Source organism: Mycobacterium kiyosense, from assembly GCA_021654635.1.
In the GTDB taxonomy this organism is placed as follows: Bacteria; Actinomycetota; Actinomycetes; order Mycobacteriales; family Mycobacteriaceae; genus Mycobacterium; species Mycobacterium kiyosense.
The window spans coordinates 4559793-4581860 of record AP025179.1; the positions used below are offsets into that span (position 1 = coordinate 4559793).

The window sequence follows — 22068 nt, forward strand, 5'->3', positions numbered from 1 at the left end:
GCTGTCCCCCAACTACTCAGGGTTGCAATGAGGTTTGACCGCCAGTCTGGTCTCGGCTGTCCGCGGCGCTGACGATGGATTCGGCCTCATGCGGCGGCAAGCCGAGGGATGCCAGCACATGGCGGGCAAACGCCTGGTGCGCGTTGGCGCCATGGCGCCCTTTGAGTATTTCCCGGATCAGCGCGAAGGCACCACCGATCACCGCGGTGAGCAGCACCTCGATGTCGGCGACAACGAAACGGCCACTTTCGATTCCGCGCTCCACTGCGATGCGCGCGTACGGCTGGACGGCGTCACCGAACAACGCCTCGGAGTGCCCGATGTTGACGATCAGGCGGGCGAAGTCGGGTTCGTCATAGGCGAGCCGGATGACGCGAAGATTGGCTAGCGCCACGACCGCAGCGGGGTCGGTGTCGTCGTCGACGTTGGTGATGATCGCCGACGTCAGGTCCGAAAGACTTTCGGTGATCACCGCCTCAAGGAGTTCCTCCTTGGACTCGAAGTAATTGTAAAAAGACCCGAGCGCGACGTCAGCCTCTTCGGTGATGTCCTGAATGCGCAGGCTGGCAACGCCTTTGGCGGCGATCAGCGTGCGCCCGGCGTCCAACAGCAGGCGCCGGGTGCGTAGCCGCTGGCGTTCGAAGCGCGTCGTCGCCTTGCCGTCGGTCTCGGACTCCACACCCGGATTATTACTGTATGAATTGCGATTCACTATTGAAACTATATTCATCCGATGTTAGCTTGATCCCACGGACATGAACTGGCTCACAGCTGCCAAGCGGCGCGGTGAGATGCCCGGTCGCGGTGAGCCGACACTCCCAGACATAGGAGCGAATCGGGCATGGCGCTTGCCACACATTCACCGGACACCGACCTGCTACTACCGATGCCGGCAGCCGGCGAGCAGTGGGATCCGCACCTGATCCACACCCACTACTTCGGTTTCTGCGTTCCCGAAGCCGCGATCGGCGCGTTCCTCTACGTGCGCTACCAGCCGGCGTTCCCGCTGTCCCAAGGTGGCGTCTGCATCTTCCAGGGCACCGACAACGTCGAGTACACGGACATGGCATTCCTCGATTACGAGATCACCATGCCGTGGCCGCGCGTCGAGGGCAGCACGATCACCACCGACAACGGGCTGAGCATCGACTTCGTCGAACCCGGCCGGACCGCACGGATCACCTACCGCAGCTGCGAGGGCACCACCTTCTTCGACGTCGTGGCCGAGGCCGTGACCCCCCTGCTGGCTCGTGGACATGTGATGCCGGGCGAGGAAGACCACCACGACTTGGCGCGTCAGCCGGGCGGCACCGAGCAGTTCATGCACATGACCGGAGAGTTGCGTCTGGACGGCACCACCTACCCGGTCGACTGCTACGCACCGCGCGACCGATCTTGGCGTCAGATCCGGGTGGAACGCCGTGGCGCGGTGCCGGTTCCGCCGGTCGGCTGGTCACCGATGTATTTCGGCCCGGATCTGATCTTCAACCAGATCAGTTTCGAGCCACTGGACACCGATCCCGCCTGGGCCGGTCTGTACGACGTCGGGGACCGTCCATCGCATCACTTCGCCTGGGTTCAACGTGGCGACGAGTCCCGCTCCATCAAGTGGGTGCGCCGCAACGTGTTCGAATACCATCCGCGCATCCACCTTCCGATCCGCCAGGAGATCACGGCGGAAGACGAAACCGGCGAGGTGTACCGGTTCCAGGGTGAGGCGATCGCTTGCGCGCCACTGCCGGCGTGGCCCAACACCTCGTTTCACGACAGCGTCTATCGCTGGACCGACGAACAGGGCCGAACCACTCACGCGACATATCAAGAGCTTTGGTTCGACGACTACCAGCGGATGATGAAACGTCGGGCATTGGCCACCGCGCACTCATAACCCGCCGAACCGCCGGCATGACGACACCGTCATGCCATCGATGCGACACGCGGCGCACCGAGAACGCGGAGACCCCTTGTCTTCTAAATAGATTGACTCACCTAGGAGTAGATGATGGCCCTGAAGAATGTCGTCGACACCGAGTTGGCAGCCAAGCGGCTCGCCGACTGGCTGGCAGCGAAACAGCCTGACGCGCAGGGCATCGCTGTGACCGATGTTCAGGTCCCCGGTGCGGGTGGACTTTCCAATGAGACGGTGCTGTTCACCGCCAATTGGCACGACGCCGACGGCGAGCACACGCGCGGTATGGTCGCCCGAGTGCAACCCGACGGCCCCGGGGTGTTTCCGGATTACGACTTGAGCAAGGAAGCCGCGGTCATCGGGGCACTGGCAGAGCACTCCTCGGTCCCGGTGCCTGCGGTGTACTACCTCGAAGACGACCTCTCCGTCTTCGGTGCGCCGTTTCTGGTGATGCAGCGGATCGACGGTCGCATCCCCGCCGACGACCCGCCGTTCACCGCGACCGGATGGGTGCTGGAAGCCACGCCGGAGCAACGACGGCGGATGTGGCACAACAGCATTGACGTACTGGCGCAGATCCACGACGTCGACTGGCGCGCAATCGGATTGGACTTCCTCGACACCCCGGAGCAGCACAGCGGTCTCGACGCGGGTCTCGCTCAATGGCGACGCACCTTCGAGTGGGCTGCGGCCGGCGAGCCGAACCCCACTCTGGAAGCGGCGCTGCGCTGGCTGGACGAGCACCGCCCGCAGCATGACGAACCCAAAGTTCTCAATTGGGGGGACGCACGGGTGGGCAACATGATCTACACTCCTGAACTCATCCCCGTGGGCGTGCTCGATTGGGAGATGGTGAATCTGGCCAGCCGCGAACAGGATCTCGGTTGGTGGCTGTTTCTGATGCGCCATCACACCGAGGGCGTCGGCCTCGAGCTGCCGGCGGGTATCCCCGACCACGGCGAAACCATCGCCTACTACGAGCAGGTGACCGGTCACCAACTGCGCGACCTGCAGTACTACGAGGTTCTGGCCGGCACCCGACTATCGATCCTGATGGTCCGCGCCGCGCACATGATGATCGACGCGGGACTGCTGCCACCGGACTCGCCCATGGCGCAAAGCAATCCCGCCAGCCAACTCGTCGCGAAACTGCTTGACCTGCCGGCGCCCACCGGCGCCACTACCAGCTTCATCGGGAATCGGGGTTGATATGAACGCGCAGGCGGCTTTTCAGCGATTCTGTGCATTCAGCGGGATCATTTGTGTACTGCTGTTCTTCGGCGGATTCGTCGCCGCCGGGTTCCTACCGCCGCTGTCCCCCGGCATGTCAGCGGCACAGGTCGCCGCACACTACCGGGCGCACACCGCCGGGATCCGATTGGGTGCGGGCCTGATCTTCCTCAGCTCGATGTTCTACATCTGGTTCACCGCGGTGATATCCGGCCAGATACGGCGGATTCCCGGAGTGCATCCCACCGTCGTCAACGCGACGCTGGCCGCCGGCGCGTTCGCCGGCGTGACGTTTCTGGTGCCGGCGCTGATGTTCGCGATCACCGCGTTTCGTCCCGATCGCTCACCGGATGCGACCCTGATGCTCAACGACATGAGCTGGATCATGCTGGTGATGCCGTGGACGCCGTTCATGCCGCAGTACATTTCCTTTGCGTTCGCGATCTTGTCCGATCCGCGGCCACAGCCGCTGTTCCCGCGGTGGCTGGCGTATTTCAACATCTGGGTCGAGATGATGTTCACGCCCGCGACCGTGCTGCCGTTCTTCAAATCCGGCCCGTTCGCCTGGAATGGACTGTTTGTGTTCTGGCTGCCTGCGACGGTTTTCACCGCCTTGTTCATCGTCAACACGACGTGGCTCATCAAGGCGATCAACGCCGAGGCGCGCGAAATCCCGCAAGGCGCTGAGGGGCGCGAGCAAGTTCACACCGGGGTTGTGTGAGATTGCCTGTCTCAATATACTGACCCGATCTCATCGGAGGCAGAGCGGGAGCTTTTATGTCAACCCTGAAGAAATCCGCGACTATGACGCTGGGCCTCGTGGCGACCGGACTGTACCTCGCAGCGCCGGCCGTCGCCGACCCCGACTTCGACCCGTGTCGCGCGACATTCATTCCGATCTGCAGAATGGCCCCGACGATGCCCGATCTCGACCACGATGTCGACCTCACCCAGGACCCCAACGGGCTGGTACCGGGCCAACCCGGTCCCAGCCAACCCGGCGGCTAGGAAGTCCGCGCCGCCCGTCACACCGCAGGGACGTCTGGCGGGTTACTTACCCTGCCACTGGGGCGCGCGTTTTTCCGCGAACGCCAGAGCGCCTTCCTTGGCGTCGGCGGACTCCCGCACCCGGCCGGTGATCTCGCGCTGCCACTCGAACGCCGCGAGATCGGTCCAATTGCTCTGGCTGGCAAGAATCTTCTTCGTGGCCCTGACCGCCAGCGGCCCATTCGCGGCGATCTTGGCGGCGATGTCGCGCGCTGTTGCCAAGGCTGCACCGGGTTCAGTGAGCACGGCGACCAGTCCATGACGTTCGGCATCCGCAGCGGTGATCGGTTCTCCCGTCAACGCGGTCAGCATAGCCAGCGAGTAGGGCAACGCCTTCGGCAGCCGCAGCAGCCCGCCGGCTGCGGCGACCAGTCCCCGCTTCACTTCGGGCAGACCGAATTTAGCGGCCGTGCTGGCCACCACGATGTCCGCGCTGAGCACCAGCTCGCAGCCACCCGCCAGCGCCCAGCCCTCGACCGCCGCAATCAGCGGCTTGGTGGGCGGGCTCTCGGTGAGGCCGGCAAAACCACGTCCGGGGATCGACGGTGACTCGCCGCGCAGAAAGGCCTTGAGATCCATACCCGCGCAGAATGTTCCGTCGGCGCCCGTCAGGATGGCCGCCGTGAGGTCGTCACGGGATTCCAGGTCGTCGATCGCCGCAGCGATACCGGTGGCAACCGAGCTGTCGATCGCGTTCTTGGCTTGCGGACGGTTGATCGTGATCACCATGACGCGGTCCGCGGTGTCGACGAGGACGGTATCGGTCACTATTGCCTCCTGAAAGTTACGCCGGCATCCGGCCCCGCTAGGCCGAAATGCTTTCCCAGAGCTCGATTTCGCCTTCGTCGCGCACCCGTGCCCCGAGCCGGCGGCAGTAGTCGAATTCGGACTGATCGGCGTCTCGCAGTGCCCACAACGTGCTGGTGTGGCGGTGCAAGTCGTACTCGGCGGTGATGCCCACCGCCCCGTGCAACTGGTGCGAGGTCCGTGCCACCAGCGTCGCCGCGGCGGCCGCGCCGATGCGGGCCGCAGAAACCGCGCCGAACCGGTGCGTGTCGGGCACGTCGGTAGCGGCACACGCCGCCGTTGCCCGATCCAGTGCCGATTGAGCGAACCTGGTACGCACCGTCATCTGTGCCAGCGCGCTCGACACGGCAGGAATCTTCACCAACGGCGCACCGAATTGTTCACGCTGCAACACGTAGCTGCGGGTGAGTTCGTATGCGGCCCAAGCGCTGCCGAGTAACGCGGCCGACCTCGCCAGAGCCAGACGGTCGCCAATCTGCGCAACGGTCGGCCCGGCGGGCACGTGCTCGACCGGTGCGTGGTCGAGTTGTACACCGCCGTAGGGCAACCCGGCGATGTCGTGGTCCGTTTCGACGGTGACCGATTCCCCCGCCAGCGCGACCCTGCCCACCGCCGAGGAGGCCACGATCACCAGGGCGGCGGCCTTGTCGGCGAACGGCACCCGAGGCAGTCGCGCGGTAAGCGATTTCGACGCAAGGTTCAAATCGGGCGCGACGACGATCGTGTCGAATTGCTCACCTGCCGCCGCATCCATTGCATACGCGGCTGTCGACGCCTCGACGATCGGGGTACCCAGTCCGGCACGGGCCAACTCCCGGATAACCACGATCAGGTCGGCCAGGCTCCCGCCCGAACCACCTCGGCCTTCCGGTACCCCGATTCCGGCAAGTCCCAGTTCGCAGACCTGGCCCCATGCCGAATCCGTATCTCCGGACTCCGCCGCGAGGCTCTTGATGAGGTCTGTCAGTTCGCGCGCGAATTCACTCACGGCTTGGTCTCACTCTTCGTGACGATCGAAAGCAGCACATCTGAGGCGCCACCCCGCAGCGTGAACCCGGGAGACGCCAAGAGCGCCTCCGCCAGTGGGTCTTTGCGTGAGGTCGGCAGCCCTACCCGGCGCGCGAATTCGATGACGTCGTTCTCGAACTCCGTGCCCAGATACTTCAGACTGGCCGCCTCCACGACGGGGGCGCGACCGGCATCCAGGGCGTTGGCGATCTCCCAACATTGGCGCCGAAGCGTGGCCAGCCGCGCGACCAGGGCACCTAGTTCCACGTCGTAGCGGTCGTCATCGGCACGACGGAGGTGGTCGAGCGTTTCGGCCAAGAGCGGGTAGGTGCTCAACACCCGTTCCGGGCCGCCTCGTTCGAACGAAAGCTGTTCGACCACCTGGCGCCAGCCGTTTCCCTCCGTCCCGAGCAGACGATGCTGCGGAATGAAGACGTCGGTGAAAGTGACCTCGTTGAAATGGTGTTCGCCCGACATGTCGACAATCGGCGAAACCTCGATGCCGGGAGTGGACATGTCCACCACGAATTCGGACAGACCTTCGTGCTTCTTGCCGGTGGAATCCGTGCGCGCCAACAGGTAGGCGTGCGTCGCGCGGTGCGCAACGCTGGTCCATATCTTGCGGCCGCTGACCGACCAGCCCCCGTCGACCCGCTTCGCGGTGGTACGTACCGCGGCCAAGTCAGATCCCGCTTCGGGCTCACTCATACCGAGGCAGAAGATGTACTCGGCCCTGATGATGCCCGGCAGCAATTCCTGCTGCAGTTCGTGGCTGCCGTGACGCAGAATCGCCGGACCGATCTGCCGATCGGCGATCCAGTGGGCGGCGACCGGCGCTCCCGCGCGCAGCAGTTCTTCGGTGACGACCAGACGCGACCGGGCGTCCAGACCGCCACCGCCGAACTCCACCGGCCAGGTGATGCCGATAAGTCCCCGCTCAGCAAGCGCGCGACTGAAGTCCAGATCGAAGGAACGCAGCCAGCAGTCGCTGCGCGGTGTGTAGCGACCCTCAGCCAGCCATGATCCAGTCAGCTCACGCACTTCTCGCCGCAGCGCGGCGAGCCGCTCTGCGGCATCGGTGTCATCCGGCAGGTCGGTAACAGCGGCGATCCCCGTCATACCCGCAGCCCCATCTCGCGCACGGAGGCAACGATAACATTTTGAGTTTCTACGTCTCAAATCAATCCGTGGCTTCGATCCAGGTTCGATCGGACGCCGGGTCCGTAGGCTGCGGCGACGCCGAGCCACTGGGCAATCACCGCGCGCGATGGCAGCATCTCGAGGTGGTAGCCAAACCCGCAACGCTCGCAGCGCTTCTGAACAGAAAAACACGGTGCCTCATGAACCAGCCCGAAGGATTTCCGCTCCCGCATGCCGCGACCGACCTGAGTGGCCAGGTGGCGTTGGTCACCGGCGCTACCGCCGGACTCGGCCGGCGCTTCGCCGCGGTGCTCGCGGCCGCCGGTGCCGCGGTCGTGGTCGCGGGCCGCCGGCTCGAGCGCCTGCAGCAGGTCACTGCCGAAATAACCGAGCGCGGGCAACGTTGCGCAGCGGTGCCGATGGACGTGTCGCAACCCGCTCGACTCAGCGACGATCTGGACCGCGCCGAACAGGCTTTCGGGACCGTCACGATCCTGGTCAACAATGCCGGCATCCCGGACGCCCAACGAGCGCACCGCATGTCACTGCAGCTCATCGACGCCGTCATCGACACGAACCTGCGCGGGCCGTTCGTGCTCACCTGCGAGGTGGCCCGGCGTCTCATTGCCGCGGGCCTACCCGGGCGGATCATCAACCTGTCGTCGATGGGCGCGTATCAGTACCAGGGTGATGGAGCCGCGCTCTACTCGGTGACGAAAGCGGCCGTCAACAGGATGACCGAGGCCCTCGCGGTCGAGTGGGTCCGCTACGGGATCAACGTCAATGCGATCGCCCCCGGCGCTTTCATGACCGAGATGATGGAGGGCCGAATCGCACGTGTCGGGGACTTCACCGACGACCTGCCCCGCAAACGCATCGGAGATCCGGCGCAACTCGACAGCACACTGCTCTACCTCGCCGCGCCGGCATCGGACTTCGTCACCGGAACGATCGTCAAAGTCGACGACGGACAATTCCCACGCTGAGGCCGTCGAACCGCCAGATCCTTTGTGCGTCAACCACTATTCTGTTCCGAAGCCGCGAGCGGCTGGTGGATGACGACACGGCCAGAGGTCCCGTCGACCGTGATCTGCGCACCGTCCGGGATGTCGCGGGTGCCGTGCTTGGAGTTGATCACACAGACGACGCCGAGCTCACGAGCGACGATCGCACCGTGGCTCATGACGCCACCGGTATCGATCACCAACGCCTCGGCCAGCATGAACAACGGCGTCCAGCTGGGGTCTGTGGTGGGACACACCAGAATGTCCCCGTCCTCGAGGTCGGCGTCGTCGGGATCCAAGACCACCCGCGCGGTGCCGGTCACCTCGCCTCCGCAGACACCGATCCCGGCCAGCTCGGTCACCGCAGGCCGATCCGCTTCGACGACCGGCGATGCTTCCGTCGCCACCGGATTGCCGACCCAGCGGTCGGGCACGTCGAGGTGTTGAAAGTATTCATGGTCGGCCCTGCGGGCGAGCACCAGGGCGCGCAACTCGTCCGCGGCGCTGCCCGGCGCGTCATTCACCAGCTCGTCGTAGGTCAAGAAGAAGACATCCTCGGGGTCCGCTAGTTGACCCGAGGCGGCCAACTTGTCCCCGATGACGCGCGCTGCACACCGGGCCGCATCGACGCAATGTAAGAAGCCGGCCTTCCCGACTTCGCGCACGGGGATGTATTCGGCCGCCAGCCGCAGGACAAGCCGAGCACGAATCTTGTTGACGGCGTTAAGATTTGCCAGGATCTCCTGTTCCGCCGTGCGCCGGATCTGTTGCTGGCGCCGCCAGATCTGGTCAGGATGCGGTGCTTCACGATAACGATAACGATTGGCCAGCAACCACAGTGGTGTCTGGTCCTCGCGCCAGACACGGCTGGGCAGGTTGCCTTCACTCGGGCCGTGATAACCATGCCGGGCAACGAATTCGGTCATCGGCAACTGGCCGTTGGCCAAGCTCCACAGGTCGGCGATGACTTTGGTTTCTTCGACGCCGCCGTATCCGGTCATCAGTTCGGCCGCCCGTTCGCGAGTTCCGAACGCCGCCGAAGCGAGCAATTCCACCTGCTCGCCGAGCGCCTGACCCACCAGTGACAGCGTGGTGTGCATGGTGCCGATGGTCACGAAGTTTTCCGCGGCCTCCCGCAGCAGGCGCTGAGCTCCGGAGATGGTCGTGGGCGGGGATTCGACCACGCTGCGCCGCCACCAAGCGCCGATCTGCGCGCGCTGCGGGCGGATGTGCTTGCGGTGCCGATAGGCACTGGAGACGGTACTCACCAGGATCACCGGATAGCGTAACTTCGCCCGCAACCGCGATGTCGCGGACTGCGCGGCCCCGACTGTGCCACGGGGCTCGCCGAACATCTGTTGCACGACCGTATCGCCGTCCGTTCCGGGCATCCGCTGCCCGATGCGGTGAAACGTGTTGAGATTTCCCGCCGGAAGACCATGAAATGCGGCGCTGATGCGATCGTCCGGGCTGGCCGGAGGCGGTACTTCGGCGCGAGTGAGCACGCCGAGCTCGCCGAACCCGCGGCGCACCGCCGTCTCCATCGCAAATTGCCAGAAGGTCCAGCTGAGCGGGGTCTGCACGCCCTGAATCGCCTCGGAGAAGTTGACCCTTGACCAGGCAGTCTTTGCATCGGACCGGCTGTGTACCGGACTGTTGGTTACGGCCACCTGTCACCCGCTTCCCGTCTGCAGCGAGTGGAAGAATCCACCGCATCGAACACAGTGTGCGCCTGACTGTACATGGCGTACGACCGGCGGAAACACCAGTTATAACAAACAATGCTTGATTAAGCGCGTGCAACGTCAGTACGCTCCGCACATGACCATCCGGCATGGCGATCTTCGGCTGGACGTGAACGGCGACGTGGCCGAGATCGTGTGGGCGGCAACGGGGCTCAATCTGTTCACCCCCGAGGTCGCCGACGCTTACGACGCGGCGTTGGACGACCTTCCCGAGAGCGCACGCGCCCTGATCGTGCGGGCCGAAGGCAAGGTGTTCTGCGCCGGGGTTCAGGCTCAGCAGTTCACCACGATGGACGCCGAGGCGGGCACGGAGTTCAGCCGCCGGCTGCTCGGCCTCGTCCAACGGATCGAGCGGCTACCGCTACCCACCGTCGCCGTGGTACACGGCCTGAACCTCACCATCGGCCTCGAACTGACGTTGGCATGCGACTTCATCTGGGCCGCGGCGGAAGCGAACATGGGATTGGTCGAAGCCCGGGTGGGTATCACGCCCGCCGCCGGCGGCACCCAGCGTCTGGTGGCCCGGGCCGGGGTGGCACACGCCAGAGAAATGGTCATCACCGGGCAGACCTATCCGGCATCGGTGTTGCGAGATTGGGGGGTCATCGACCGCGTGCTGCCGCAGGAGCAGTTGCTGATGGCCGCCCGCGAGTTTGCCGCCGAACTCGCGGCGGGCCCCACGGTCGCCACCGCGATAGCCAAACAGATCATCGCGCTTGCTCGCGATCACGGTGTCGCGGCGGCCGACGCCGCCACCCCAGAACTGGCCGGACCGGTCCTGAGCAGTGAAGACGCCGCGATCGGCGTCAAGACACTACTCAGCCAGGGCCCGGGCGCTAAGCCCCCTTTTCGCGGCCGTTAGCCCCTGATCCGTCCTGGGCCTGGCCGGCCGGCAACCACCTTGCCTGGCGCACTTTCACCGCCGCATCGATCGCGTCCAGAATGCTGGAGGTGACGAGGTCGAAGATCTCGTCGGAAGACAATCCGCTCTCCGACATCGCTTTGGCCAGCGCCGGATATTTGTCGCCGTCGATATCGTGCTGATCCTCGGGCGAATAACCTTGTGTGTCGTGCAGAGCGCTGCCGATGGCGAACAACTCGAGTGCGTCCAGCAATGGCATGACCGCGGCGCTCGGCACTCCCTCTGCCATCAGCCGTTCCGCCGAGGTGTTCAGCATCCGGGCGCCCATGCCCAGGGAACGCTTGGACACGATCAGCGGTACCAGCCCCGGATGCTCGAGCAGTGCGTTGCGCAGATTGCGGGCGTTCTGTGACATCCAGTGCCGCCAGTTGTCATCGGAGGCTTCCGGCGTCCGAACGTTGCTCAGGGCTAATTCGGCTGCGCCGACCAGGATTTCGTCCTTGTTCTCGAAATGGTGGTAGAGCGAAGCACCGTTGACACCGAGCGCGTCGGCCAGGCGGCGGATACTCAGACCCGCTAGACCGTCCTGGTCGATGATGGTCAGCGCCGTCTCGAGTACCTTGCGTCGCGAGATGAGCGCAACTTTGGGCCTTACCATGCCGGTCGCCTCCCAGGAATGTGTGGTCTCAGGCTAACCAAACACCCTCGCCGGCGCCCGAAGACACTCACTGAACACTCATTGGGCCGAGACAGTCGGGGTCGGCGAACCGTACCGCTTCTTCAAATCTGCCTTGGGAATCTTGCCGGTCACGTTTCGTTCGAACGGCTGCACGGCCAAGAATTCCGCGGGCACCTTGTACCTGGCCAGGCGTGCGCTGCAGTGCGCGGCGAGCGCATCGCGGTCGAGGTCGACCCCCCGGATTCAAGACGATGAGGGCCCTTCCGACTTCACCCCAGCGCTCGTCGACGATCGGGATGACGGCGGCGTCCGCGACGTCGGGATGCTCATGCAGCACCCGCTCGACCTCGGCGGGGTAGACGTTTTCGCCGCCAGACTTATACATGTCCTTGAACCGGTCGACCATCGTCAGGAAACCGTCCGCGTCGCGTTTGACGGCATCTCCGGTGCGGAACCACTCCCCCGCGAATGCCGGGTCGTCGGCACGCTCCCGCCGCCAATAGCCGGCCGTCACTGCAGGCCCGTTGGCCCACAACTCCCCCCGCCTCGCCGTCGCCGACATCACGGCCGTCGGCACCGACAATGCGAATGTTGGTGTACTGCACGGGATCACCGCAGGATCCGAATTTCGCCAGAGTGTCCGACGGCCGCACCACGCTGACGATGGGGCCCATCTCGGTGGCCCCGTATCCGGGGCTCAGCGGCCAGCCCCGGTCGTGAAAGGCCTTGGTCACTTCGTAATTGAGGAACCCACCACCGACCTGGCCGTGGCGCATGTGACCGAAGTCGGCTTCGGCAAACGCCGGAACCCGCGCCATCACCTGATACATCACCGGCGCTCCGGAGAAGTGGGTGAATCCGTTCGCCGGTTCGGCAAACAACCCTACGACCTCGGCCGGGTCGAACGCGGGGACCACTGCCACCGTGCCGCCCAGCGCCAGGATCGGGTTCGTCATGCTGTTCAGGCCGGCGGCGTGAAAGAACGGCAACACAGCCAGATAGCGGCTGCGCGAGGTCAGTTCGTACGGATCCAGAGAGTTCAGCATCTGATAATGCAGCATCCGGTGCGTGCAGATCGCCGCCTTGGGACGTCCGGTGGTTCCGGAGGTATAGATCAGCTGGACCGCATCGGTGACGTCGACGATGGGCGCTGCGCTGCGGGGAGCGGCGCGCTCGGCCGCCGCGACGATGTCATGGTCCGCATTCTCGACACCGAACGAAGCCAGGTGGGGCACCCCCGCCGCGGCGCGGACTCGCGTCGCCATCTCCGCCCAGGCCGCGTCGTGGAGGAGCACGGTGGGCTCGGAGTCGATGCAGCAGAACTCGAGCTCGGGCTGTGCGAGACGGAAGTTCAACGGAACCAGCATCGCCCCGATCCGCATGCACGCGAACTGCAGGATCAATACCCACGGGTGGTTGGCGGCCAGCACCGCGACCCGGTCACCACGACCGACGCCGAACTCGTCGACGAGCGCCCCGGCCAGGCCCGCCACCTGACGCTCGAGGTCACCCCAGGTACTCACCGCACCCGTGCGCACGTCCTCGATTGCCGGTTCGGCAGGCCGGCGGCGCGAGTGATACTGCACGACGTCGGTTGCAAAATGCTCCACGCTCATCACCGGCCCCTTACTCTTGGCGACGGTCATACCGGTGCGCCGATCGCATCGCCGCCACGGTGCGCCCATCATAACCATATGATGTTTGGTTGGAATCCTCCGGCTCCGCCCGACATTCGCAATCCGGTTGTGCCTACGGGCCGCGGGAGCAACCTTGCTCTACCAAACGCTGTTTGGTATCGTGGCCACCGTCGCCATCCGGATCGGGAGAGCCGCAGTGGATCAGTTCGACCATCACTCGCAATATTTCGCCCAGCATTGGCGTGACATCTATGCCGATATGCGCCAGCACTGCCCCGTGGCGCACAGCGATCGACACGACGGCTTTTCGATCCTGACCCGCTATGACGACATCAAGAAGGTCCTGGCCGACCCCGAGACTTTCGTCAGCGGCCGCGATCTGTCCCTCGGCGGCAAGATTGTCGGCGGTGGTGCGACGGTGCCGACCAACCCGGTCCGGATGGGCATGATGGAAATGGATCCGCCGGTCTCCCAGGCCTACCGCAAGTTATTGGCCCCGCTGTTGTCGCGCAAGGCAATTGATGCGTATCGCCCCAGGATGCAGGAGATCGTGTCGTGGACGATCGACCGTGTCATCGAGTCCGGCAGCATCGATTTCGTCGACGCGATCGCCAACCCGCTTCCCGCCATGGTTTCCCTGGACTATTTCGGCCTGTCGCTGGACAAGTGGGAGCAGTACGCCACGACGTTGCACAAGGCCGTGTATCGGGAGAAGGGTTCGGTGCGCGACCTGATGGCGCTCGTCGACGACGTGCGGTCGACCGTTGCCGAGCGGCGGCCTACGGCCGGGCAACGCGGTGATCTGGTCGATGCATTGCTGACCGGCGAGGTCGACGGTAAACCGCTCGACGACGAGATGGTCACCGAGTTGTTGTTCATGCTGCTCAACGGGGGTATTGATACCTCCACCGCGCTGATCGCGCACATGTTCGGCTACCTGGGTGAGCATCCCGGCGACCGCGAGGCACTGATCGCCGACCCGGCCCTGATTCCGCTCGCCGTAGACGAGATGCTGCGATACTTTCCGCCAGGCACCGGGGTGGCCCGCACCGTCGCGAAGGAAGTGGAGATCGAGGGCCACCGATTCGCGCCGGGTGACCGTGTGTACTGCGCGATCGGCGGGGCCAACCTTGACCCCGCGGTCTTCCAGCATCCTGACGAGGTGCACCTGGACCGCGAAAACAGTGCCAAGCACTTGTCTTTCGGCTTCGGCGTGCATCGCTGCCTCGGATCATTCCTGGCGCCGATGGAGCTGACCCTGCTGCTCGGCGAGGTTCTTCGGCGGATGCCCGACTACGTCATCGACCGTGCGCGGGTCCGGCAGTATCCGACGATCCCGCTGGTCAACGGCTATCTGGCGATGCCGGCCACGTTCACCCCCGGCCCACGCGTGCTGACCGGCTTCGACAACGCGCTACCGGTCCGGTTGGAGCCGGCGACCGCGTCCTGAGCCAGGCTTCAGCGACCCTCGTCCAGGTAGCCCGCGCGGCTGCGGTCGAGGAACGTCTGCCGGGCGGCCGAGGCATCGCCGAGCATGTTGAGCTCGAAGGTGTAGCTGAGCTCTTGCCGATAGAGGGTGCGCAGATCACGGGCGGCGGTGTTGTTCAGCGACTTTTTCATCGCGCGCACCACCCGCGGCGACTTGGCGGCGACAGTCGCTGCGACCTCCCGGGCCCTGTCCACCGCGGCCTCCACGGTCGGCTCGACATGGTAAACACTGCCGTAGGCATGCAGCTCGGCGATGTCGAACGGTTCGCAGGTGAACATCGCCGCGCGCATCCGCTTCTCCGGCAGCAGTCCGAGCGCCTGCACGCCTCCGGTAGTCGCGCCGTTGTCGACCTCGGCGAGAACGAATTTCGTTGCGGTACTGCCTATCAGCACGTCACAGGTGCCGGCCAACAGCACCCCCACCCCGACGCAGTAACCGTGTACGCAACCGATCACCGGTACCGCGCATTCGGCGATCGCCAAGCTGGAGTCTTGGGAACCCCTGGCCTGTCCGAGAATGCCCTCGAAGCCGGGTAGACCTTGAACCTCCTTCAGATCACCGCCCGCGCAGAAGCCCTTGCCCTCGGCCCGCAGCACCACGACCCGTACCTCGTCGCGGTGCTCATAGCTGCGCAGCAGTTCGGTGAGCCTCGCCAGATCCGCGATGGTGTAGGCGTTGGCGGGCGGATGGTGTACCACCAGCTCGGCGACTCCATCGGAATCGATTGTCTCCGTTACGGACACGCCGGCTCTTTCAGCACCGTGGCCGAAGCCGACAGCAGCTCGCGCGCCTGGTTGACGATGCGGGTGACCAACTCGGCGACGGTGGGAATGTCGTGGATCGCCGCGGACACCTGCCCGGCGACCAGCAGGCCGCGCTCGACGTCACCGTCGCGCTGGGCGACCCGGATCTGTTCCTCTTCCCAGGCCTGGAACTCCTCGGGCGACAATGCTTCTCGCGCCTTGTCCAGTGCGGCGATCGCGTCGTTGCGCAGGCCCCGTATCGGGGCGTAGATGCCGCCGTAGACGACGTCCTCCCACTCCTTGGCGTCGACGATGCGCTGCTTGTAGGCCTGATGCCATTGATGCTCCTGGGTGGCGATGAAGCGGGTGCCCATCGCCGCCGCGGCCCCGCCCATCGCCAGCACCGCAGCCAGTCCCCGTCCGTCGCAGATGCCGCCGGAGACCACCACCGGGATATCGAGCGCGCCAATCACCTGGGGCGCCAACACCATTGTGTGGACACCCTTGGCGTGAGTGTGGCCGCCCATCTCGTAGCCGGAGGCGATGATGACGTTCGCGCCGTACTCCGCGGCCTTCAGCGCGTGGCGCAGCGAACCCACCTTGGCCATGTGCACAAGGCCGGATTCGCGGATGGCGGAACCGAACTCGCCGGCGAAGCCCGCCGATGTCACGATCGCGCGCAGTTGCTCGCCCGCCTTGCCGCCGTCCCGCTTGACCGATATCGCCTCATCGATGCACGTCCGGCTCACCAGCAACAGCTCACCGTCGGGGGTGCGACCGACCGGCACGTTGACCGCGAACGGTCGGTCGGTGCTTGCTGCCACGTATTCGATCGCACCGCGAAAGCCCTGGCGTAGGAATTCCTCTGAGGTATTGACGATGCTCGGACAGCTCACCGTCCCCAGGCCGCCGGCCGCCGATACCGCAGCGGCCAGGTGCGTCGTCGGCGACGGGCCCATGCCGTCCTGCATGACCGGGTACTCGACACCGACGAGATCCTGAAATCGACGCCACATTCGGCTCACGACCATCTCCTAAGTCTTCTGGACCCACTGGGCCTGCTGGTCAACATCACCGACCGCCTTCATCCCGACCTACCGACACCGTCTTGGGATGTGGCATCGGATGGCGCACCTCGGGGGCTTCGTCGGGGACCTGCTCACGTACCCACGTTGCGGCACGCCGATAGGCCTCGATCAGCCGATCCTCGGCGTCGTAGTCAAAGCGTGCCGGATACAGCGGATAGTCGGCGGGTGTCACCGGGTTGGCAGTAAGCCACTCGACCGCTTCGACCATTGCCTCGTGTGCGGGAACCACTTGGGTGTAGCCGAGTTCCCGCTTGGCCTTGCCGTTGTCGAGCAGAATGTGCGGATCGCCGCTCGGCGGCAACAGCTCGATCAGCGCCGAAGGTGCCATCTCCCGCGGGATCCCGACGAATTCCAGTTCGGCACCCATGATGTCTGCGACGGCCTCGGCCCACTGACGAACGGTGAACTGGTCATCGTCGGCGGCGTTGTAGGCCTGCCCGTCGGCCACCTCGGGATGGTCGACCGCACCGAGCACCACCTCGGCAGCGTTCCGACCCGCGCAGCGCGAGATGATCCATAAACCATTGTCCGGCAGGATCATTCGGCTTCTTCCGTCGCGCACTCGGCGCATCACCGACCATTCCCAGGGCACCAGGTTGCGCGGGCCGTAGATCGCCGGGTAGCGGATCACCGTGCCCCGGTAGGCGCCCGCCGCGGCGCGCTCGAGCACGGCGCGTTCGGCGGCGCGGATCAATTTGGCGAACTTCGGCACCGGCTCGGTACCGTCGGACAGCGGCCCGTCCTCTCGGGCATTGACCGCCATTCCGTACGGGTGGACCCGCGCCGCCTGCAGGCAGCCACGGTAGGCGGGGACGCCACCGATGCTGATCAGATGGCCACACCGACCTGCGAAGACCTCGGCGATGGCGGCCACCCGGCCATACATAGCAAGCACAATGTCGTATCGGCTGTCGCCGATCGCCTCGGCCAGCGTCTCGGGGAAGTGCGGATCGGCGTGGATGTGCGGGACGTCGGGCAAGCCGTCGGGTTCGTGCACACCACGATGCAGCATCGTCACGTCGTGCCCGCGCCGCAGCAGGCCTTCCAGCACCGGCACGCCCGTGGACCCGCTCCCACCGATGACTAGCGTTCTCATCGCCTCACCGTCTGCAGTCGATTAAACCAAACAGTAATTGGTTCTTGCCATCAAATCACACAAGCCCACCGGTTAGCCAGTGGATCTCGGTGCGCCCGCTACCGCTGGGAGCGCAGCGGCGATGCGGTCCACCACCAGCCGCGCGGAGTGCACGCAACCGCTCTGCCCTGCCGTCGCCCATTCCCGCACGCCGTCGCCGACGTTGAAGAGGTTGGGAATCGGCGTGGTCTGCGGAAGATCGCGACCCGCGATGGCCCGCTGGGCCGGCCAATCCTCGCCCGCACAGATCTGCACCGAGAGAATCTTGGCCGTCTCAAAACCTGGAAAGTGCTCCGCCAGATCGGCTTTCAGCATCGCGATCTCAGCCGCCTCGTCGAAATCGCCAGTCGCCGGGTGCGGCGTACTGGCGCCGGCATACAGGTGCCAACCAGGTGGCGCCATCTCCGGGCACGTCTCGGTCAGGTTGGCCGCGTAGGCGAGCCGACGCGTGGGACCGAAGAACACCACCCCGGGCACCGTGGTCAAGGGCCGCCTGCTCGCGAAGTTCACCGTGATCAGCGTGCTCGGCGCCGACTGTGCCCGAACCCGATCGGCGTAGCCGGCGGGCAGGTTCTCGTCACCGCACATCCGCACCGTCGCCACCGGACCGGCGTTGCTGACCACGGCACGCACCGAGACTGAAACGTCTTGACCCGCAAGGCGCACCACCGCACCAACGACCCGACCGGCATCGTCGAAGGTCAGCCGGGTGACCTCGCTGTTCAGCCAGAGCACGCCACCCGTGCTCTGGAACTGCTCGGCCAGCGCACGCCACGGGCCGATGCTGCCCTCCGGATGCATGGCGTAGGTATCCAGAGCCTTCGGCTTGGTGAGGTAGTCGAACAGCAACGCGGCTTCCACATCGGCCGGCTCGGCCGCGAAAAGGGCGCTGGTCAAGTTGCGCAGCAGGCCCCGAATGAATGGCCCTCTGCGTGCTGTCACGTCGGCGAGCGTGCGCCCCGCCGACGGACGCATCCCCGGGAACCGCCGAGCGGTGCCACCGAGCAGCGCGACCATGGCTTTCAAAATGGCGCCGCCCGGCCCGTTCATCACCGGCACGTCGCGCTTGCCCAGTCGTAACACCAGCGGCTGTGCGGGCAGGCGCGTTCCCATCGGCACACCCAGGTCGTCGAAGAGCCTGCCGTTCTCGCCGCCGGTCTCGATGATCAATGCTCCGGTGTTGACCCGAAACCCATCGATCTCAACCGTGGAAGCCCGTCCCCCGACGCGATCGCGGCATTCCGTCAGCAGCGTCCGGTACCCGAGGCGGTTGAGGCGTGCCGCGGCCGCCATACCCCCTGCGCCCGCACCGATGACCAATACATCGAACTCCTCGTCACCGCCTTGAGAACCACCGTCCGCCAAGCCCTTCGGAGCCGCCTCGGCACCGTTGCGCCTCACTTGATCACGGCCCCCGCGTCGATGGGCAGTGAGATCCCGGTGATGTATCGAGCCTCGTCGCTGGCCAGGAACAGCACCGCGTTGCTCACATCGCCAGGCTCGATCCACGGCACCGGCAGCGCGTTCATCTCCCCGGCGGGCACGGCGAACTTCTCCCTGGTCGGGTGCGGATCGTCCGGCAGGAAAACGCGATACGTCGACTCGTTCATGATCATGCCGGTGTCGACGTTGGTCGGATGGATGCTGTTGACGCGGATGTTCAGCGGTGCCAACTCGAGGGCCAGCGTCTTCATCAACCCGACCACCCCGTGCTTGGCCGCAACGTAGTGCCCGATTCCTGGCTGGCCGATGAGGCCGGCGATGCTGCTGGTCAATATGATCGATCCGCCGTTGCCGCCAGCGATCAGATGCGGCACCGCCGCTTTGGTGGTGCGCCACACTCCGGACAGATTGGTGTCGATCACCTGCGACCAGGTCTGTTCGGACAGCTCGAAAGACGCACCGACGGAGAGGATCCCGGCGTTGGCTATCACGATGTCGAGGCGCCCGAGTTGAGCCACTCCGTCGTTCACCGCGGCTATCAGCGCGTCGGCGTCGCGGACGTCGGCCTCGTGGGTGACCACGCTCTGCCCGAGTTCCTTGACCTGGCGGGCGGTCTCCTCGAGATCCTCGGGAGTGGCGAGGGGATACGGCACCGACTCGATTTGACGACAGATGTCGAGCGCGATGATGTCGGCGCCCTCCTGGGCAAGCCGTAGCGCGTGGCTACGCCCCTGGCCGCGCGCCGCTCCCGTGATCAACGCAACCTTTCCGGCGACACGTCCGGTCATGTGGACCTCCTAGTGAGGGACGTTAACAGCTTGAGGCTCAGACCTTTTTCGAAAGTCAGTGGAACCCGGTCCGGGCAGTTCGCGATGCCGGGCGCCCACTTGAGGTCGGCCGGGTCGCCGTCGAATCTCAAATTCGTGATGCGGGCCAGCAGTTCTTCGAACGCGATGGCGATCTCGACCCTTGCCAGATGCATGCCGACGCAGCGATGTATGCCGAGACCGAAGCCCGCGTTGCCGCCGCGTGGCGGATCGAACTGCAGCTGGTCGGCGTTGGGAAACTTCTCCTCATCGCGGTTGGCCGAGTCGAAGCGCACCAACACCCGATCCCCCCTTGCGCATCGGACAGCCGCCGACCTCGGTGTCGCGGGTGACCGTCCGGCCGAACGTGGCCACCGGAGACGTGTGCCGGATGAACTCGTCCATGTCATTGCGCACCCACCGCGGATCCCGCACGCGGGCTTCGAGTTCGGGCTGCAGCGCCATATGCATGGCAATGGTGCCGATCGCCGAACGAGTGGTGTCCAGTCCGCCCAGGAACAGCACGCAGATGGCGCCGAGCGCTTGCTGCGGCTCGAGCGGTTTCCCGTCGACCGTCCCGGAGACCAAAGACTTCAGGATGCCGTCTTCCTCCGGCGGATTCTCGGTTGCCGCGGCCAGGTACTCGGCGGCCAGGATTCCGAGGTTCATGAAGTCCTGTTCGGTGCCGTCCTCGGTCACGGCGAAGACGACCTGCTTGGCCCGTTCCATCTTGGCCATGTCGGTCTCCTTGAAGACCACAGACGCCAGCACCCGGGACACGAACGGGCCGGCGAACTCACCGAGCAGCTCGACCTTCCCCTTGTCGACGAAATTGTCGACGAGCTCGCGGGCGATGCTGCGCATTTCGTCCTCGAACGTCAGCGAATACTTGCGCGACAGGTACGGGTTGAGCAATTTGCGAAAAGTAGTGTGCAGCGGCGGATCCGAGTCAAGCGGGCCCAGGCCGATCGGGGTCGGGGCGGGTGAACCTCCCTGCGAGGAGAAGGTTTCGGGATCCTCGAGAACTTTGCGAACGTCGGCGTAACGGGTCACCATCCACATCGGGCCGGTCAGTTCGGTTTCGGTGCGTACCACCGGACAATGCTCGCGGGCGTAGGAGAAGGCGTCGTACTTCCACTCCTCGTGTTCGGCGTTGAACAAGTCGAACGTGGTGAGCAGGGCGGCAAGGTCGCGTTCAACTGCGGAAGAAGTCATCGAGACGGCTCCAGAATCTCGGGCAAACGGTTCTCAAACAGTGTTTGGTATTTAATTGGCCAGCATGCCATATGAAGTGGGTCACGTCCAACATGCGGCACCCGGTCGCGCCGTTGTCGTCAGCCTCCGACGACGGGATCCAACTTCAGCGGCCGGGCCGCCTCGACCATGATGATCTCCCATTCGATCCTGGAGTGTTCATCCCATTCGCGGCGAGACTTGATGCGAGCGCGATCGGGGAAGCCGTGATGGATGCCCTGCGGATCATGGCTCACCAGACCAGCTTTGAGCGGGCGGCCGAGTGATTTCCCACCGTGGATCAACGCGATTTCGTCGTAGTCGGCGTTGCGGTGGAACCAGGGGATGCGCTCGACGCCCTGGATCGACTCGAACGGCCGCGGGAGCAGGTTGATGATGTTGATGCCGTCCGCCACCAGGAAGCAATGCATCGATGGAGGCAGGTGCAGGCTGTCGGACATGATCACATTCCAGTCGGCGATATTGAACGCGAACGGGAAGTAATCTCCCTTCCAGCCCTGTACGTCGCACGGATGATGGTCGACATAGATCGTCGAGTACTCGTTGTCGTATTTGACCCGGATCTCGTATTCGTCCCGATCCGAGACGGTGGCGGCAGGCTCTGGCACCCGGATCACGTCGGGGTCGAAGGGGGCATGCCGGCCGAGTCCCACATAGGTGGGCGCCCGCAACTCACCGACCGTCTCGATACCGAACAACATGGTCTCGCCGGGGTCAACCACGAATCGGTGCGTGATCGCCTTGGGAATGACGACGTAATCGCCTTGCTCGTAGGCGATCGGGCCGAATTCCGTTTCGACCGTTCCCGACCCGCGGTGCACGAACCAGCACTCGTCGCCGTCGACGTTGCGTCGATAGAACGGCATCGGCTCGGCCCGCCGGGACAACCAGATGGTGGCATCGGCGTTGTAGTACATGCGTTGTGGATTGCCACGCGGGTCGGTCAGGTCATCGGGTTTGATATCGCCGAGCATGACGCTGGTCGACCGGAACCGACCTTCGGTGCGGAACACCGTCGGGTCATTGGTGCGGTACAGCACTC

The 22068-nt window shown here is 65.0% G+C and carries 23 protein-coding genes; 7 read left to right on the plus strand and 16 right to left on the minus strand.

The genetic code is table 11. The features are described from left to right. Positions 1 to 16: 16 nt before the first annotated feature. Positions 17 to 730, minus strand: a complete 714-nt coding sequence (locus tag L6444_RS21400) for a TetR/AcrR family transcriptional regulator (RefSeq protein ID WP_373877343.1) — start codon at positions 728 to 730, stop codon at positions 17 to 19. A gap of 111 nt (positions 731 to 841) precedes the next feature. Between L6444_RS21400 and L6444_RS21405 the strand changes: the two genes are divergently transcribed. The 4 genes from L6444_RS21405 to L6444_RS21420 all read left to right on the plus strand — a co-directional run bounded on the left by L6444_RS21405 (position 842) and on the right by L6444_RS21420 (position 4147). Continuing rightward, positions 842 to 1888 (plus strand): DUF7064 domain-containing protein, encoded by a 1047-nt coding sequence (locus L6444_RS21405; RefSeq protein ID WP_236977106.1) that lies wholly within the window; start codon positions 842 to 844, stop codon positions 1886 to 1888. Between the two features lie 114 nt (positions 1889 to 2002). Further along, on the plus strand, positions 2003 to 3118 hold the full coding sequence (locus L6444_RS21410; RefSeq protein WP_236977108.1) for a phosphotransferase family protein: 1116 nt from the start codon (positions 2003 to 2005) through the stop codon (positions 3116 to 3118). Position 3119: 1 nt separating this feature from the next. Then, positions 3120 to 3860 (plus strand): hypothetical protein, encoded by a 741-nt coding sequence (locus L6444_RS21415; protein WP_236977109.1) that lies wholly within the window; start codon positions 3120 to 3122, stop codon positions 3858 to 3860. A gap of 98 nt (positions 3861 to 3958) precedes the next feature. Further along, positions 3959 to 4147 (plus strand): fibronectin-binding protein, encoded by a 189-nt coding sequence (locus L6444_RS21420; protein WP_236977110.1) that lies wholly within the window; start codon positions 3959 to 3961, stop codon positions 4145 to 4147. 42 nt (positions 4148 to 4189) lie between these two features. Here the strand turns inward: L6444_RS21420 and L6444_RS21425 are convergent, their stop codons facing one another. The 3 genes from L6444_RS21425 to L6444_RS21435 form a co-directional block, all read right to left on the minus strand. Beyond that, a complete protein-coding gene (locus L6444_RS21425; RefSeq protein ID WP_236977111.1) occupies positions 4190 to 4915 on the minus strand; it encodes a crotonase/enoyl-CoA hydratase family protein in 726 nt (241 codons plus the stop codon). Between the two features lie 76 nt (positions 4916 to 4991). Beyond that, positions 4992 to 5981, minus strand: a complete 990-nt coding sequence (locus L6444_RS21430) for an acyl-CoA dehydrogenase family protein (RefSeq protein ID WP_236977112.1) — start codon at positions 5979 to 5981, stop codon at positions 4992 to 4994. Next, positions 5978 to 7120: an acyl-CoA dehydrogenase family protein gene (locus tag L6444_RS21435; protein WP_236977113.1), complete on the minus strand. Its 1143-nt coding sequence runs from the start codon at positions 7118 to 7120 to the stop codon at positions 5978 to 5980. The genes L6444_RS21430 and L6444_RS21435 overlap by 4 nt, the downstream gene beginning before the upstream one ends. 221 nt (positions 7121 to 7341) lie before the next feature. Between L6444_RS21435 and L6444_RS21440 the strand changes: the two genes are divergently transcribed. Continuing rightward, entirely contained in the window at positions 7342 to 8127 is a 786-nt protein-coding gene (locus L6444_RS21440; protein ID WP_236977114.1) for an SDR family NAD(P)-dependent oxidoreductase, read from the plus strand. Positions 8128 to 8156: 29 nt separating this feature from the next. Here the strand turns inward: L6444_RS21440 and L6444_RS21445 are convergent, their stop codons facing one another. Continuing rightward, entirely contained in the window at positions 8157 to 9815 is a 1659-nt protein-coding gene (locus L6444_RS21445) for a PEP-utilizing enzyme (RefSeq protein WP_236977115.1), read from the minus strand. A 151-nt stretch (positions 9816 to 9966) separates the two neighbouring features. Here L6444_RS21445 and L6444_RS21450 point away from each other — a divergent pair, with 151 nt between their 5' ends. Continuing rightward, positions 9967 to 10752, plus strand: coding sequence for an enoyl-CoA hydratase/isomerase family protein (locus L6444_RS21450; protein ID WP_236977117.1), 786 nt, complete (start codon positions 9967 to 9969; stop codon positions 10750 to 10752). Here the strand turns inward: L6444_RS21450 and L6444_RS21455 are convergent. The 3 genes from L6444_RS21455 to L6444_RS21470 form a co-directional block, all read right to left on the minus strand. Continuing rightward, entirely contained in the window at positions 10727 to 11410 is a 684-nt protein-coding gene (locus tag L6444_RS21455) for a TetR/AcrR family transcriptional regulator (RefSeq protein WP_236977119.1), read from the minus strand. The two genes, L6444_RS21450 and L6444_RS21455, sit on opposite strands and share 26 nt — an antisense overlap. A gap of 67 nt (positions 11411 to 11477) precedes the next feature. Next, entirely contained in the window at positions 11478 to 11837 is a 360-nt protein-coding gene (locus L6444_RS21460) for an AMP-binding enzyme (protein WP_236984320.1), read from the minus strand. Next, positions 11809 to 13047, minus strand: coding sequence for an AMP-binding protein (locus tag L6444_RS21470; RefSeq protein ID WP_459551870.1), 1239 nt, complete (start codon positions 13045 to 13047; stop codon positions 11809 to 11811). Before L6444_RS21470 ends, L6444_RS21460 begins: the two co-directional genes overlap by 29 nt. A 217-nt stretch (positions 13048 to 13264) precedes the next feature. Between L6444_RS21470 and L6444_RS21475 the strand changes: the two genes are divergently transcribed. Further along, positions 13265 to 14518 (plus strand): cytochrome P450, encoded by a 1254-nt coding sequence (locus L6444_RS21475; protein WP_236977120.1) that lies wholly within the window; start codon positions 13265 to 13267, stop codon positions 14516 to 14518. Between the two features lie 8 nt (positions 14519 to 14526). Here the strand turns inward: L6444_RS21475 and L6444_RS21480 are convergent, their stop codons facing one another. The 8 genes from L6444_RS21480 to L6444_RS21515 all read right to left on the minus strand — a co-directional run bounded on the left by L6444_RS21480 (position 14527) and on the right by L6444_RS21515 (position 22066). Further along, the gene (locus tag L6444_RS21480; protein WP_236977121.1) at positions 14527 to 15300 is read right to left on the minus strand and encodes an enoyl-CoA hydratase-related protein; all 774 of its coding nucleotides are present in this window, start codon (positions 15298 to 15300) and stop codon (positions 14527 to 14529) included. Beyond that, a complete protein-coding gene (locus L6444_RS21485) occupies positions 15291 to 16316 on the minus strand; it encodes an NAD(P)H-dependent flavin oxidoreductase (RefSeq protein ID WP_236984322.1) in 1026 nt (341 codons plus the stop codon). Before L6444_RS21485 ends, L6444_RS21480 begins: the two co-directional genes overlap by 10 nt. Positions 16317 to 16371: 55 nt before the next feature. After that, positions 16372 to 17484: a Rossmann-fold NAD(P)-binding domain-containing protein gene (locus tag L6444_RS21490; protein WP_236977122.1), complete on the minus strand. Its 1113-nt coding sequence runs from the start codon at positions 17482 to 17484 to the stop codon at positions 16372 to 16374. Positions 17485 to 17556: 72 nt separating this feature from the next. Continuing rightward, complete coding sequence (locus L6444_RS21495; RefSeq protein ID WP_236977123.1) at positions 17557 to 18924, minus strand: FAD-dependent oxidoreductase; 1368 nt, start codon at positions 18922 to 18924, stop codon at positions 17557 to 17559. Next, the gene (locus tag L6444_RS21500; protein WP_236977124.1) at positions 18921 to 19754 is read right to left on the minus strand and encodes a mycofactocin-coupled SDR family oxidoreductase; all 834 of its coding nucleotides are present in this window, start codon (positions 19752 to 19754) and stop codon (positions 18921 to 18923) included. The genes L6444_RS21495 and L6444_RS21500 overlap by 4 nt, the downstream gene beginning before the upstream one ends. Then, entirely contained in the window at positions 19751 to 20074 is a 324-nt protein-coding gene (locus tag L6444_RS21505) for a cytochrome P450 (protein ID WP_236977125.1), read from the minus strand. The genes L6444_RS21500 and L6444_RS21505 overlap by 4 nt, the downstream gene beginning before the upstream one ends. Beyond that, positions 20040 to 20987 carry a cytochrome P450 family protein gene (locus L6444_RS21510; RefSeq protein WP_236977127.1) on the minus strand — a complete coding sequence of 316 codons (948 nt, stop codon included), beginning with the start codon at positions 20985 to 20987 and terminating at the stop codon, positions 20040 to 20042. The genes L6444_RS21505 and L6444_RS21510 overlap by 35 nt, the downstream gene beginning before the upstream one ends. A 119-nt stretch (positions 20988 to 21106) precedes the next feature. Next, positions 21107 to 22066: a homogentisate 1,2-dioxygenase gene (locus L6444_RS21515; protein ID WP_236977128.1), complete on the minus strand. Its 960-nt coding sequence runs from the start codon at positions 22064 to 22066 to the stop codon at positions 21107 to 21109. Between the last annotated feature and the right edge of the window lie 2 nt (positions 22067 to 22068).